Origin of the sequence: Neoaquamicrobium sediminum (assembly GCF_013240295.1) — a bacterium.
In the GTDB taxonomy this organism is placed as follows: Bacteria; Pseudomonadota; Alphaproteobacteria; order Rhizobiales; family Rhizobiaceae; genus Aerobium; species Aerobium sediminum.
In genome coordinates this window covers 33,946-48,098 of sequence record NZ_JABETK010000001.1, presented here as the reverse complement: position 1 = coordinate 48,098, position 14,153 = coordinate 33,946, and the positions used below count along the sequence as shown (strand labels likewise).

The following is a 14,153-nucleotide window of genomic DNA, read 5'->3' as shown; positions in this document are numbered from 1 at the left end:
GCGCGCCTGGCGTGACGAACGCCTGTCTTGTCTTGACCCGCGTCCGCTGTCGCCCTACCGGGAAGCGCATCCGAAGGGACAACAGGGATCGCCGCCATGAACGTACTTCTGATCGGATCGGGCGGGCGCGAACATGCGTTGGCGTGGAAGATCGCGGCCTCGCCCCTCCTGACGAAGCTTTACGCGGCGCCCGGCAACCCCGGTATATCGGAAGAAGCCGAATGCGTGCCCCTGGACATTGCCGATCATGCGGCAATCCTGGCTTTCGCCCGCGATAACCGGATCGACCTCGTCGTCGTGGGCCCAGAAGCGCCCTTGGTCGCTGGCCTCGCCGATGATCTCGCCAGCGCCGGCATCCGCGTCTTCGGACCCTCCGCCGATGCCGCGCGCCTCGAGGGATCCAAGGGTTTCACCAAGGATTTCTGCGCCCGTTACAACATCCCAACGGCCGCTTACGGCCGCTTCAACAATGCGCCCAAGGCCAAGGCCTATGCCCGATCGGTGGGCGCACCCATCGTGGTCAAGGCCGATGGCCTCGCGGCCGGAAAGGGCGTCACCGTCGCGATGACGCTGGAAGAAGCGCTCGATGCCATCGACCAGTGTTTCGAGGGCGCGTTCGGCGAGGCCGGCGCGGAGGTGGTGGTCGAAGAATTCCTGGAGGGCGAGGAGGCGAGCTTCTTCTGCCTCTGCGATGGCCAGAATGCGCTGCCCTTTGGAACCGCGCAGGATCACAAACGGGTAGGCGAGGGCGACACCGGCCCCAACACCGGCGGCATGGGAGCCTATTCGCCCGCGCCAATCCTTTCCGACGACATGGTCGAGCGCGTCATGGCCGAAATCGTGCGGCCGACCATGATTGGCATGGCCGAAATGGGGACGCCTTTCGTGGGGGTGCTGTTTGTCGGTCTGATGATCGGGCCGGACGGCCCCAAGCTCATCGAATACAATGTCCGGTTCGGTGATCCCGAATGCCAGGTGCTGATGATGCGCCTCAAGGACGATCTTCTGGTGCTCATGAACGCCGCCGTCGATGGCCAGCTCGGCCACCTTTCGGTGCGCTGGCGCGATGATGCGGCGCTGACGGTCGTGCTTGCCGCGAAGGGCTATCCGGCAGCACCGGAAAAGGGCAGCCAGATCGTTGGCGTTGCCGATGCGGTGGGCGATGACGGCGTAGCCAAGGTCTTCCATGCAGGGACCCGGCTTGACGGCGACCGCCTTCTGGCCGCAGGCGGCCGGGTGCTGAACGTTACCGCCTTGGGCGAGACCGTTTCCCAGGCTCAGCGGAGAGCCTATGAAACGGTGGACCTCATTGACTGGCCCGAAGGCTTCTGCCGCCGGGATATTGGCTGGCGCGCGGTCGAGCGCGAAGCCGCAAAGGGCTGACGCCGTCATCAGACCTGCAGTTGAAGTCACGTCGTTCCGGGGTCGATCCTTTCAGATGCTATCTCGTGGAGTGCCAACGTTTGACGTTTACGTAAAAGGAAATAGCACTCGGCGTTGAAAAAGGATGGACGGAGCGGCTGCCATGCAGGCAGGGTTCCGAGATGCAGCAGGAGGAGAAACGCGGATGTATCGCGCGCCCGTAGACGAAATCGCTCACACCCTCAAGCATGTTGCGGGCCTTGGCGCCGCGTTGGACGCGGGCCGGTTGGGCGATCTGTCGGAAGACCTCGTCGACGCCATCCTGGGAGAAGCCGGTCGTTTCGCGACCGACGAGGTCACGCCCTTGCGCAAGATCGGCGACGAGCACGGCGCGGTGCTCAAGGACGGTGCTGTCACCACGCCGCCCGGCTGGAAAGACCTTTACCGCCGCTGGACGGAAGGTGGCTGGAACGCGCTCACCGGCCCGGAGGATTTTGGCGGGCAGGGTCTGCCGCAGATGCTGTCGGTTGCAGCACTTGAGATGTGGAATTCGGGATCGATGGCTTTCGCCATCGGCCCCACGCTCACCATGGGCGCGGTCGAGGCGCTGGAAAAGCACGGCTCGGAAGAGCTCAAGGCGACCTACCTCGAAAAGCTCGTCTCTGGCGAGTGGATGGGCACGATGAACCTGACGGAGCCGCAGGCGGGCTCCGACCTCGCCGCTCTGCGCTCGCGTGCCGAGCCCGTTGGCGACGGCACCTACCGCATCTTCGGCCAGAAGATATTCATTACCTATGGCGAGCACGATTTCACCGACAATATCGTGCATCTCGTACTCGCGCGCCTTCCCGATGCGCCCGCCGGAACGCGTGGCATCTCGCTGTTTCTGGTGCCTAAGTTCTTCGTCAACGAGGATGGCTCGCTCGGCGCGCGCAACGACGCGTTCTGCGCCTCGATAGAGCATAAGCTCGGCATTCACGCCTCGCCGACCTGTACGATGATCTATGGCGATGGCTTCGCGAAGGATCGCGAGCCCGGCGCGATCGGCTGGCTGATCGGCGAGGAGAACAAGGGCCTCGCCTGCATGTTCACGATGATGAACAACGCCCGCCTTGCGGTCGCCATGCAGGGTGTGGCCATTGCGGAAGCCGCACGCCAGCAGGCGCTTGCCTATGCGCAAGATCGCCGTCAGGGCAAGGCGGCCGGCTTCGACGGCGAGGGGATGGCGCCGATCGTCCACCACGCCGACGTCAAGCGCAATCTGCTGACCATGAAGGCGCTGACCCAGGTCGCGCGCTCGATCGCGTACTCATGCGCGCATGCGCTCGACATGGCCCGCACCGGCGAGGGCGACGATGCCCGCCACTGGCAGGAACGCGCGAACCTGTTGACCCCGGTCGCCAAGGCCTTCGCCACCGACGTCGGCGTCGACGTCGCCTCGATTGGTGTGCAGGTGCATGGCGGCATGGGCTATATTGAGGAGACCGGTGCGGCTGCCTTGCTGCGCGACGCACGCATCGCGCCGATCTACGAAGGCACCAACGGCATCCAGGCCATCGACCTCGTCACCCGCAAGCTGCCGTTGTCCGGTGGCGAGCATGTGAAAGGCTATATTGGTGAGTTGCGCGCCGACATCGAGGCGCTGCGCAAGTCCAACGCCGATGGTTTCGGTGCCACTGCGGAACGGTGCGACGCCGCGCTCAACGACCTCGCCGAGGCTACCGATTTCCTCCAGCGCGCTTTGGCTGCAGGCCAACAGGAGGAAGCGCTGGCCGGCGCGACGCCATATCTGCGGCTGTTCGCGCTTGCCGCGGGCGGCGCGTATCTCGTGCGCGGCGCGCTTGCTGGCGAAGACAAGGCTCGCGTGGCGCTGGCCCGTTTCTTTGCCGAAAACCTGGTCGACGAAGCCTCGGCTCTCAAGCGGCGTGTGATCGCCGGCGCTGAAAGCCTGGTGTCCGCCGACGCCGCGCTGGCGTCCTGAGGAGATTGCGATGAGCCAGCATATCGAAATCGAGCGCAAGGGCGCGGTGCAGATCATCCGCATGAATCGCCCGGACAAGAAAAACGCCATCACCCGCGAAATGTATGCAGCGATGGCTGCTGCACTCACGACTGCCGATAACGACCCGCAGGTGCGGGTCCATTTGATCCTCGGCGTTCCCGGCGCTTTCTCGTCCGGCAACGACCTGGCGGATTTCATGGCCGTCGCGACAGGCGGCGACGGTGGTATGGAGGTCCGACTTCCTGCTCGCGCTCGCGAAATCACAAAAGCCGATCGTGTCCGGCGTCGACGGGATTGCCGTCGGCATCGGCACCACCATCAATCTTCACTGCGATCTCACCATCGCCACGCCGCGCACTGAGTTCCGGACGCCGTTCGTCGATCTTGGTCTGGTACCCGAAGCCGGCTCCAGCCTGCTCGCACCCGCCGTGCTCGGACGTCAGCAGGCCTTTGCGTTGCTGGGTCTCGGCGAGGGCTTTTCGGCTGACCGAGCAAAGGCTGCCGGCCTCATCTACGAGGTCGTTTCCGAACAAAAGCTTGAGGCCGCGGCCCTCGAAGCCGCCGAGCGTATCGCGGAAAAGCCGCCGGAAGCGCTGAAGATCGCACGTGACCTCATGCTCGGCGACCGCGAGGCGCTGGTTGCCCGCATCAAGGAGGAGGGCGCGCATTTCAGAGCCCGGCTGAAGTCCGACGAGGCGCGAAACGCCTTCGTCGCTTTCATGAACCGGAAGAAGAACTGACGCCGATCCATTCTCTCGCGAGGACAGGGTGGCGAAGCCATCTCACGGATAAAGCCGCGTCTTCTTCCAGCCGTCGCCTTCGGCTTCGAACAGGACGCGGTCGTGCAGGCGGAACGGGCGGTCGTGCCAGAACTCTATCGACACCGGTTTGATCCTGAAGCCTGACCAGTGGGCAGGCCGCGGGATCTCGCCGATCGCGTAGCGCGCCGTATATTCGGCAACCGCCTTTTCCAGCGCAAAGCGACTTTCCAACGGCCGTGACTGTGCCGAAGCCCATGCACCGATCCGACTGCCGCGCGCACGCGTTGCAAAATAAGCGTCGGCTTCGGCGGCGGTGACCTTCTCCACCGGCCCGCGCACCCGCACCTGCCTGCGCAGGCTTTTCCAGTGGAAGCACATGGCCGCCTTCATCGAGGCGAGGACTTCCCGGCCTTTGGTGCTTTCATAGTTTGTGTAGAAGACGAAACCGCCTTCATCGAAACCCTTCAGCAGCACCATGCGCACATTCGGCAGCCCATCGGGATCGACCGTCGCCAGCGCCAGCGCGTTGGGATCGTTCGGCTCGGCCGCGGTGGCGTCGTTGAGCCAGCGGGCAAAAAGCGCGTAGGGCTCGGCGCTCTGGGTGAAATCACCGTCCGTTAACCCTGTCTCGGTCATAATCCTGTCCTGACGTATTGGGATAGACGGGAGAATGCCCATTGGCGCGCCCGGCGCAACCTTTCGCTGGATGGGACAGGCAGGTTTTCCGTTGGCTCAGCGCACGCGGGGCGCTTGTGCTGCTTGCCGTTGTCGCGCTTTCGGGGTGTGGCGCCAGAAGCTTTTCCATCGACGATGCCGTGCCGGACCGTTCGATCGTCACCGGATCCATCTCCCGTGATTCAGCGGCACCGGCCAGCGATGCGGCCGCGACCTCGGATGAAATGACCATTCGCAACGCCGTCTCGTCCGCCCTCGTCGAGGAGTTGAGCGCGGAGGGTATCGGATGGGCCAATGCCGAGACCGGTTCTCGCGGAGCGATCAGCGCCATCACCGAAAGCCGCGACAGCGGTTATCTCTGCCGCGCCTTCACCGCCTCCCGCGAGAGCTTCGACGGTGTCCGCCTCTATCGCGGCGAAACCTGCCTTGGATCGGCGAAGCTTTGGGTGATGAAATCCTTCGTCCCTGTCGATTAGCGCTGGAAATGCTGCATCGCACTGGAATTTCTTCCTAGCCATACGCATATTAGCGACGGAAGACCTCACAACGCTTTTTCGGCAGACAGGACACTATGCGCGATCCCTATGACGTCTTGGGCGTTGCGAAGAACGCCTCTGCGAAAGACATCAAGTCGGCGTTCCGCAAGCTCGCGAAGAAATATCATCCTGACCAGAATCCGGACGACCCGAAGGCCAAGGAGCGATTCGCCGAAGCGAATCAGGCCTATGAGGTGGTCGGCGACGAGACCAAGCGCGCCCAGTTCGACCGCGGCGAGATAGACGCCAGCGGCAAACCCCGCTTCGCCAATTTCGAGGGCGCGGGCGGCGGTGATCCCTTCGAGGCGTTCCGCCGCGCAGGCGGGCGGGGTCCCGGCGGCGCCCGGTACGAATTCCGCAGCGGCGGTTTCGACAGCGATGCGGGCGACATTTTCAGCGAGATTTTCGGCCAGTCGTTCAGGCGTGGCGCGGGAGCGGGAGGCCCCGGTGCGGGCGCACGGCAGGCTCCGGCAGGCGCAGATCTCAATGCCACGCTCGACGTCACCGTCGAGGAGGTGGCCACGGCCGCCAAGGTGACGGCGGCGTTTCCCGATGGCCGTAAGCTGGGCATCAAGCTGCCGGTCTTCGTTGAGGACGGCCAGACCATACGGCTCAAGGGGCAGGGGTCTCAGTCGCCGCTTGGAGGTGCGCCGGGCGATGCCCTGGTCAAGGTGCGGCTGGCAAGGCATCCGCTCTATCGCGTCGAGGGGCGTGACCTGCATGTCGACGTTCCGGTGCCGCTGGCCGACGCCGTGCTTGGTGCGAAGGTCGCCGTCGAGACGCCGTACGGGCGGCTTGCCGTCTCCATCCCCGCGTGGTCGAGTTCCGACCGCAAGCTGCGCCTCAAGGGCAAGGGCCTGCCGCTGAAGGGCGGCGGCCACGGCGATCTCTACGCGCATGTGCGCATCATGCTGCCCGAAGGTGGCGATGCGGACCTTGAAGCGCTGATGCGCGCGACGAAAGCCGGCACTGCATAGGCGGGAGCCGTCACCGTTCAGCTTGAAGCATCCATGCGGCTGTGCGATAGGCAGCCAACGGCAGAAGATGCGGAGAGATGTCACATGTCGGCAGGAAACGGCCTCTTGGCGGGCAAGCGCGGCCTCATCATGGGTGTCGCCAACAACAGGTCGATTGCCTGGGGCATAGCAAAGGCGTGCGCCGATCAGGGCGCGGAACTGGCGCTGACCTATCAGGGTGAGGCGTTCCGCAAGCGTGTGGAGCCCTTGGCCGCCGATCTCGGCGCCGTGGTGGCCGGCGATTGCGACGTCACTGACATGTCGAGCGTGGATGCTGTTTTCGACGGTCTGCGCGAGAAATGGGGTAAGCTCGACTTTCTCGTTCACGCCATTGCCTTTTCCGACAAGGACGAACTCGACGGTCGCTATGTCGAGACCACGCGCGAGAACTTCCAGCGCACCATGGACATCTCCGTCTATTCGCTGACGGCTGTCGCACAGCGCGCCGAGAAATTGATGACCGAGGGCGGTTCGATCCTCACTCTGACCTATTACGGCGCCGAAAAGGTCATGCCGCACTACAACGTCATGGGCGTCGCCAAGGCCGCGCTCGAGGCGAGCGTGCGTTATCTGGCCGTCGATCTCGGCGGCTCGGGCATCCGCGTCAACGCCATTTCCGCCGGCCCGATCAAGACGCTTGCCGCCTCCGGCATCGGCGATTTCCGCTATATTTTGAAGTGGAACGAATACAATGCTCCGCTGAAGAAGACCGTCTCGATCGAGGAGGTCGGCGGTTCAGGCCTGTACCTTCTTTCCGATCTTTCCAAAGGCGTCACGGGTGAGGTGCACCACGTCGATTCGGGCTACCACGTCGTCGGCATGAAGGCAGTCGACGCGCCTGATATTTCCGTCGTCAAGGAATGATGCCCCGCACCGTCTATTTCGTTCGCCACGGACAAACCGACTGGAACGCGGAAGGCAGGCTCCAGGGACAGGCCGACACCGACCTGAACGACACCGGCCGCGCTCAGGCGACGCGCAATGGTGAGCTTCTGCGCGGGCTGGTTGGCGACCCGGCGGCTTTCGACTTCGTATCAAGCCCGTTGCGTCGTACGCGCGAGACGATGGAGCGCATTCGCGTTGCCATAGGTATGGCGCCAGACGGCTACCGGCTCGACCCGCGGCTGGTGGAGGTGCATTTCGGCGACTGGCAGGAACATACCTTCGCCGAGCTTGAAGCCAGTGATTCCGGCTGCTTTGCGCGCCGCGAAGAAGACAAGTGGAACTTCGTGCCGCCGGGCGAGGGGGCGGAGAGCTACGCGATCCTGACCGAGCGCATCCGGCCTGTGCTGGAAGAGATGGAGCGTGACACGATCTGCGTCACGCATGGCGGCATCATCCGTTCGATCTTCCGGCTGACCGACACACTGTCGCCTGCCGAATGCGCTGCCCTTATCGTGCCGCAGGATCGCGTGCTGCGCCTGCGCGACGGCAGGCTGGAGTGGCTTTGAAGCCTATTCGTAGATAATCAGGTCGGTGACGGTCTTCACGCCGCCGATCGTGTCGTAGGCCAGAACGACATCGACGCCTTCCTGAAGCGATTCAACGTCGAATTCCCCTGACAGCTTATAGGTGTTCCCGTTGTCCAGTGTGATCGTCAGGCCCTCGCGGTCGACGGTGGCGATCGTGCCTTCATCGTCGTCGGCGGCAAATGCGGTCATCGGCGACAGCGCGATGCCGGTTGCGATCAGAAAAGCGGAAGCAGCCCTTGTCACCTTACGCATTGTGGTTCCTTGCAACTGGCCTCGCACCGGCGAGGCGACCTACGAGCTTGTGGCGCGACCAAAGCAGAAACAGGCTGACTGTGTCAAAACTTTAACCGTGCCCGGTGGCAACTGTTCCACCGCATAATCCGGCTCGCAGGTCGTGCCTGTTCAGGCCGCCATGCCGAGCAGTTCCTGCTCTTCGGCTGCAAGGACCGTCCGGACCGAATCGCGGGCCTCTATCAGTCCCGCAAGCGCTTGCAGCCGTTCCGGGACTTCCAGTTTGACCATCGCCGCCCAGCGCAGCATGACATAGGCAAAGGCGTCCGACGCCGAGAAGTGCTCACCTAGCATGTGGGGCCCCCGCATGACGGAGCCGACCCAGGCGAAGCGCTGCTCCAGGACTTGGCGCAAATAGGTCATTTCGTCTTCGCTCTCGGTAAAGAACAGGCGCACGAAAGGCTTGTGCACCTCGGTGGACAGGAAGGCGAGCATCTGGAGGTGCCGGTAGCGCTCCATCGGCGCTGGCGAACTAGCATCCGTGCGTTGCGCATCGATCCAGTCGAGCAGGGCGACGTTTTCCGTCAGCAGCGTTCCGTCGTCGAGCGCGATTGCCGGCACATAACCGTTCGGGTTGATCGCCCTGTAGTTGCTGCCGTCATCCACCTTGCCGGAAAAGATGTCGACCTTGTGCGCGCAAAACGCCAGCCCTGCCTCGCGAAGCAGGATGTGGGCAGCCTGGCTGCATGTGCCCGGGGTGTAGAAGAAATCCATCATTGCCTCCATCAGGTGAGCGGGCGCCGTGCCCGATGCGGTGATCGTGGCCTGGCTGTGGCTTTAGCGTCAGTGGCGAAACGGCAGTGAACGGGGCAAACGAGCCATCATTGGGCGAGCCCGCGAAACCGGTTGCGCTGCCGGTATTGCGCCGGCGTCACGCCGACCCGGCGCCTGAACAGCTTGCGGAAGAAGGTCGGATCGCTGTAGCCGACCTTGGCGCCGATCTCCTCGATGGCGCTGTCCTCCGTTTCAAGCATCTGCTTCGCTTCCTCAATGCGCAGCGCCTGCACATATTCGACCGGCGTGTAGCCGGTGGCTGCCTTGAACCTGCGCTTGAGCGTGCGCTCGGGCAGGCCGGAGCGTTCAACCATCGCGGTGACGGGATTCTGTGTGGCGTAATTATCCACCAGCCAGGCCTGCACCCTGCTCACGATCGCGTCACTGTGTTGGCGCGGGCGGGCCATGGATGCGAACGGAAGCTGGCCGTAGCCGCGGTCGCCCAGCAGAAACAGCCGCGCCACGCGTGCAGCTTCCTCTGCCCCGCAGAAGCGTCCGATCAGGTATAGCGCGAGGTCCTGCCACGACGAGGCACCTCCTGTCGTGACGATCTGGCCGCCGTGCCCGCTGTCGCACAGGATGCGTTCCGGCCTGAACGTCACGCTCGGATAGCGGTCGCGGAAGAGGTCGGCCATCGTCCAGTGAGATGCCACTTCGGCTCCGTTCAGCAGCCCCGCTTCGGCGAGAAGCACGGCGCCGCTGCAGGTCGAGCAGACGAGAGCGCCGCTGTCGAGGTGGCTCCGCACCCAGGTGATCTCTTCGGCCCAGCGGCCTTCCGGCGTGTCGGTCTGGTCGAGATGGATGTCGCAGACGATGACCACGTCCGCGCGTTCGGCGCCGAGATCCTGCTGCGGCGTGACGCGCAGCCCCGTACTGGAATTGAACGCTTGCGCGCGCCGGGCGGTCAGCCGGGCCTCCAGTGGACGCGCGCCATGGCCCCTGCCAGCATCGTTCAGCACCTCATGCAGGCCGAAGGCGGCCATCGTCCCGCTTTCCGGCAGGGAAAGGATGGACACGCGCAGAGGCTCTGTCGGGCGAGGTTGAAATGGCATGAGACGAGAATGGCACGAATGCCCTGTTTTTGTCGATACGCGCTCTGGCGGCCTCGCGCTGCTTTGCCGATGCTGGCCTCGTCAAACACCCGGCAGGAAAGGAAAAATCATGAAACTTGAAGAAGGCACCGTCGATCTGACGAAGGAGTACCATCACCCGGTCGCTGCGGTATTCGCGGCCTGGTCGCAGGAGGAAGCGCAACGGCAGTGGGGCCATCCCGGCCCGGGCTGGCATATGGATTTCGACCGCTTCAGCTTCGCTGCCGGCGACACCGATATCTGCCGATTCGGCCCGGAGGGCGGCGACGAATATCTGAACGAGAACCGCTACCTGGAGATCGATCCCGAACGCCGGATCGTCTACGGCAGCTCATTGCGCGCAAACGGCGCGCTGACTTTCGCGGGCACGGTAACCGTCGCCTTCGACAAGCATGGCGAGGGCACGCGCATGCGGCTGGTAGAGCAGGGGCTCTATTTCGACGGTAACGACAGCGTCGAGGGTCATCGCGAAGGCTGGCAGCATATGCTGACATCCATCGAGGGTTGGCTGGACGGCAAGGCGAAGTAGGCGCGGATACCAGAGCCATGGGCGTCGTTTGACGCCCATGGCAAACGCCAATAGAAGCGACGCGAAAACTCTCCGCGGGCTGTCGCATGTCGCACAATACATTCGGTCATCTGTTTCGCGTCACGACCTGGGGCGAAAGCCACGGGCCGGCGCTCGGCTGCGTCGTTGATGGCTGCCCGCCCGGTATCCGTTTCACGCTGGCCGAGATCCAGGCGGAACTCGACCGGCGACGCCCTGGCCAGTCGCGCTTCGTCACCCAGCGCCGCGAGCCGGACCAGGTCAAGGTGCTCTCCGGCGTGGTCCCCGACGACTCGGATGCCGAGATACTGATTACCACCGGCACGCCTGTCTCGATGATGATCGAAAACGTCGACCAGCGATCCAAGGATTATGGCGAGATCGCCCGCCAGTATCGGCCGGGCCACGCCGACTACACCTACGACATCAAATACGGCATCCGCGACTATCGCGGCGGCGGCCGCTCCTCGGCGCGGGAGACGGCGGCGCGGGTGGCGGCCGGCGCGCTTGCGCGCAAGGTCGTGCCGGGCATGGTCGTGCGCGGCGCCCTGGTGGCGATGGGAACGAAGGAGATCGACCGCGCGAACTGGAACTGGGATTTCATCGAGAGCGCCGACAATCCGTTCTTCACGCCCGATCCGGCTTCCGTGACCGTCTTCACCGACTATCTGGATGAGGTGCGCAAGGCCGGCTCCTCCGTAGGCGCATTGATCGAGATCGTCGCCGAGGGTGTGCCCGCCGGTCTCGGCGCGCCGGTGTACGCCAAGCTCGATCAGGACATCGCCTCCGGATTGATGTCGATCAACGCGGTCAAGGGCGTGGAGATCGGCGACGGTTTCGCCACCGCGCGCATGACGGGTGAGCAAAACGCAGACGAGATGCGCATCGGCAACGATGGCAAGCCGCTGTTCCTGGACAACCACGCTGGCGGCATCCTTGGCGGCATCTCCACGGGCCAGCCGGTCGTCGCGCGTTTTGCGGTGAAACCGACATCGTCGATCCTGACGCCCCGCCGTTCCGTCGACGTCGACGGCAAGGATGTCGATGTGCGTACCAAGGGGCGTCACGACCCTTGCGTCGGAATCCGCGCTGTACCGATCGGCGAGGCCATGGTTGCCTGCGCAATCGCGGACCATTATCTGCGACATCGCGGCCAGACCGGCCGCATTGCCTGACCGGACATAGCGAGGGGCAGCCTGCATGGCATACGACCAGAAGAAGATCGTTGAGGCGCTGCGCGCCTTCGAGCGCGGCGAGATCGTCGTCGTCATGGACGATGACGGGCGCGAGAACGAAGGCGATCTGATCGTGGCCGCCGTGCACTGCACGCCGGAGAAGATGGCCTTCATCGTGCGCCACACCTCGGGCATCGTCTGCACGCCGATGCCGCGCGAGGAGGCCAAGCGGCTCAATCTTCAGCCGATGGTGGCCGACAACGACGCGCCGCACTCGACGGCCTTCACGATCAGCGTCGACTTCAAGCACGGCACCACGACCGGCATTTCTGCCGAGGACCGCACGCTGACTGTGCGCAATCTTGCCAACGGCAATGTCGGTGCTGCCGATTTCGTGCGCCCGGGCCACATCTTTCCGCTGGTCGCTCGCGAGGGCGGCGTGCTCATGCGCTCGGGCCATACCGAGGCCGCGGTGGACCTGTGCAAGCTGGCCGGTCTGCCGCCAGTCGGCGTCATATGCGAACTGGTCAACGACGACGGCACCGTGATGCGCGGCCCGCAGGTTTCCGCCTTTGCCGAAACACACGGTCTCAGACAGGTCTCCGTCGCCGATCTCATCGCCTACAGGCAACGGCAGGAAACGCTGATCGAGCGCGTCGCCTGTTTCGACGTGGATACGGTCGCCGGCCCAGCCAAGGCCTATACATACCGGCTTCCGTGGGACGCCATGCAACACTTCGCGCTGGTTTTCGGCGATATACGCGACGGCACCGACGTGCCGGTGCGTCTACATCCCGAAGACGTGGTGACCGACGTGTTCGGTCCCGACAGCCGCCTGGACGAGCTCATGCGCCGCATGGGCGAAAGCCGCCGCGGCGTCATTGTCTATTTGCGCGAGGGCTCCGTCGGCGTTGGCCAGAAGACGCGCAATCGCCCAGCTCACGAAGGCAGCGAGGCGCATGAGGAGGCGCTGCGGCGCGAGAGCGAGTGGCGGGAGATCGGCCTCGGCGCGCAGATACTGCGCGACCTCGGCATCGCCTCCATCCAGCTCATCACCTCGCGCGAAAAGCACTATGTCGGGCTGGAAGGCTTCGGCATCGAGATCAGCTCGACCGAAATCCTGTAGCCGCTTTCGCATGCAGGTGCCTGAACGGAAAAGAGCCCCGCAACCGCGGGCTCCTCGTTTCCGGTCAAGGCTACTCTGCCGGCTGAGCCAGCGAGGCAGCAGATGCCCGCCTTTCGCCGGCAAGGCTGCGCTGGCCGAGAAGGACGGTCGTGAATGCCGCCGCACCGGCGATGACCGATACCCAGAAGCCGTTCCGGGCGCCGAAATTGTCCACAACCCAACCCGTCGCGAACGCGCCGAACGCCATGCCGATGCCGATGCCGGTCATGACCCAGGTGACGCCCTCGGTGAGCATGTTGGCCGGCACGCGCCGTTCGATCAGGCCGAAGGCCGTGATGAAGGTCGGCGAGATCGCCACGCCGCTGAGGAAGACCGCAAGTGCCAGCAGGGTGACGGTATCTGCGAAGAGAAGCGGAACCGTGGTGGCGCCGACGATCGACAGCGCAATTAGAAGCTGGCGGTGCAGCGGCGTCTTCAGGCTGAGCGCGCCCATGATAAGGCCGACCACGAACGAGCCCAGCGCATAGACGCCGATGACGAGCGTGGCGGCGTTCGGCTGGCCGAGTTCTTCCGTGATCGCCACCGAGCTGACTTCGGCGGTGGCGAAGATGGCGCCTACGAAGATGAGCGCCAGCGTCACGATCTGTACCGGGCGTTGCCGGATCGCGGAATGTGTCGATGCGTCTTCGGCGGGCTGAAGGGCCGGCTCTGTGGAACGCTGCAACAGGAAGACGGCGGTGCCGACGATCAGCAGGACGGTGCTGGTCAGCATGCCTGCTTCGGGAAACAGCGCGACGCTGAGGCCGACGGAAAGCGAAGCGCCGGCGATATAGACGAGCTCGTCGGCTGCCGATTCGAAGGCGAACGCGGTGTTGAGCTCCGGCCTGTCACGGAAGAGCTCCGTCCACCGCGCCCGCACCATGGCCGGCATGCTCGGCATGAAACCTGCAAGAAAAGCAGACACGAAGAGCGTCCAGTTGGCCCAACCCTGGTTGGTCGCGGCAAGCAGAGCCAGGAACGCTAGCGCGGAGACGATCGTGGCCGGCGTGGCAACAGCCGTCTGCCCGAACCGGTCGATGAAACGCGATATCTGCGGCGCGATGAACGCGTTGGTGAGCGCGAAGGTGGCCGAGACGGCACCGGCCAGCCAATATTCGCCATGGGTTTGGGACAGCATCGCCACGATGCCGATCGGCGCCATCGCGATCGGTAGGCGGGCGAAGAAGGCCGCGGAGGAAAAGCCCTTGGCTCCCCGCGCACTGAAAATTACGCCATATGGATTTGCCATCGGGAAACTCCTCGATTTTCGGCATGAGTTGACTTAC

14 protein-coding genes and 1 pseudogene are annotated in these 14,153 nt (G+C 64.2%); 10 read left to right on the top strand and 5 right to left on the bottom strand.

Translation table 11 applies throughout. From position 1 onward, the window contains the following. Positions 1-96 precede the first annotated feature (96 nt). The 3 genes and pseudogenes from purD to HK436_RS00255 all read left to right on the top strand — a co-directional run bounded on the left by purD (position 97) and on the right by HK436_RS00255 (position 4,104). Positions 97-1,383, top strand: a complete 1,287-nt coding sequence (purD, locus tag HK436_RS00265) for a phosphoribosylamine--glycine ligase (protein WP_173186451.1) — start codon at positions 97-99, stop codon at positions 1,381-1,383. 184 nt (positions 1,384-1,567) lie between these two features. Further along, complete coding sequence (locus tag HK436_RS00260; protein ID WP_173186449.1) at positions 1,568-3,343, top strand: acyl-CoA dehydrogenase family protein; 1,776 nt, start codon at positions 1,568-1,570, stop codon at positions 3,341-3,343. A gap of 10 nt (positions 3,344-3,353) precedes the next feature. Further along, positions 3,354-4,104: pseudogene (locus tag HK436_RS00255) on the top strand (crotonase/enoyl-CoA hydratase family protein). Between the two features lie 42 nt (positions 4,105-4,146). Here the strand turns inward: HK436_RS00255 and pdxH are convergent. After that, positions 4,147-4,761, bottom strand: a complete 615-nt coding sequence (gene pdxH / locus HK436_RS00250) for a pyridoxamine 5'-phosphate oxidase (protein ID WP_173186447.1) — start codon at positions 4,759-4,761, stop codon at positions 4,147-4,149. Between the two features lie 41 nt (positions 4,762-4,802). On the opposite strand from pdxH, the gene HK436_RS00245 reads away from it, so the two are divergent. The 4 genes from HK436_RS00245 to HK436_RS00230 all read left to right on the top strand — a co-directional run bounded on the left by HK436_RS00245 (position 4,803) and on the right by HK436_RS00230 (position 7,803). Continuing rightward, a complete protein-coding gene (locus HK436_RS00245; RefSeq protein WP_173186445.1) occupies positions 4,803-5,276 on the top strand; it encodes an RT0821/Lpp0805 family surface protein in 474 nt (157 codons plus the stop codon). 95 nt (positions 5,277-5,371) lie between these two features. Next, positions 5,372-6,313, top strand: coding sequence for a DnaJ C-terminal domain-containing protein (locus HK436_RS00240; RefSeq protein ID WP_173186443.1), 942 nt, complete (start codon positions 5,372-5,374; stop codon positions 6,311-6,313). 84 nt (positions 6,314-6,397) lie between these two features. Further along, the gene (gene fabI, locus HK436_RS00235; protein WP_173186441.1) at positions 6,398-7,216 is read left to right on the top strand and encodes an enoyl-ACP reductase FabI; all 819 of its coding nucleotides are present in this window, start codon (positions 6,398-6,400) and stop codon (positions 7,214-7,216) included. Beyond that, positions 7,213-7,803, top strand: coding sequence for a histidine phosphatase family protein (locus tag HK436_RS00230; RefSeq protein WP_376769115.1), 591 nt, complete (start codon positions 7,213-7,215; stop codon positions 7,801-7,803). Before fabI ends, HK436_RS00230 begins: the two co-directional genes overlap by 4 nt. 3 nt (positions 7,804-7,806) lie before the next feature. On the opposite strand, the gene HK436_RS00225 is transcribed toward HK436_RS00230, so the two are convergent. The 3 genes from HK436_RS00225 to HK436_RS00215 all read right to left on the bottom strand — a co-directional run bounded on the left by HK436_RS00225 (position 7,807) and on the right by HK436_RS00215 (position 9,905). After that, entirely contained in the window at positions 7,807-8,076 is a 270-nt protein-coding gene (locus tag HK436_RS00225) for a DUF1344 domain-containing protein (protein ID WP_244648422.1), read from the bottom strand. A gap of 150 nt (positions 8,077-8,226) precedes the next feature. After that, positions 8,227-8,832, bottom strand: coding sequence for a glutathione S-transferase N-terminal domain-containing protein (locus HK436_RS00220; protein ID WP_244648420.1), 606 nt, complete (start codon positions 8,830-8,832; stop codon positions 8,227-8,229). Positions 8,833-8,936: 104 nt separating this feature from the next. Further along, positions 8,937-9,905 (bottom strand): GlxA family transcriptional regulator, encoded by a 969-nt coding sequence (locus tag HK436_RS00215; protein ID WP_312860440.1) that lies wholly within the window; start codon positions 9,903-9,905, stop codon positions 8,937-8,939. Between the two features lie 145 nt (positions 9,906-10,050). Between HK436_RS00215 and HK436_RS00210 the strand changes: the two genes are divergently transcribed. The 3 genes from HK436_RS00210 (at position 10,051) to ribB (ending at position 12,828) form a co-directional block, all read left to right on the top strand. Beyond that, positions 10,051-10,509, top strand: coding sequence for an SRPBCC domain-containing protein (locus HK436_RS00210; protein WP_173186439.1), 459 nt, complete (start codon positions 10,051-10,053; stop codon positions 10,507-10,509). An 86-nt stretch (positions 10,510-10,595) separates the two neighbouring features. Next, entirely contained in the window at positions 10,596-11,702 is a 1,107-nt protein-coding gene (gene aroC / locus HK436_RS00205) for a chorismate synthase (protein ID WP_173186437.1), read from the top strand. 25 nt (positions 11,703-11,727) lie between these two features. Continuing rightward, complete coding sequence (gene ribB, locus HK436_RS00200) at positions 11,728-12,828, top strand: 3,4-dihydroxy-2-butanone-4-phosphate synthase (RefSeq protein ID WP_173186436.1); 1,101 nt, start codon at positions 11,728-11,730, stop codon at positions 12,826-12,828. A gap of 70 nt (positions 12,829-12,898) precedes the next feature. On the opposite strand, the gene HK436_RS00195 is transcribed toward ribB, so the two are convergent. After that, entirely contained in the window at positions 12,899-14,116 is a 1,218-nt protein-coding gene (locus tag HK436_RS00195) for an MFS transporter (RefSeq protein ID WP_173186434.1), read from the bottom strand. Positions 14,117-14,153: the final 37 nt, after the last annotated feature.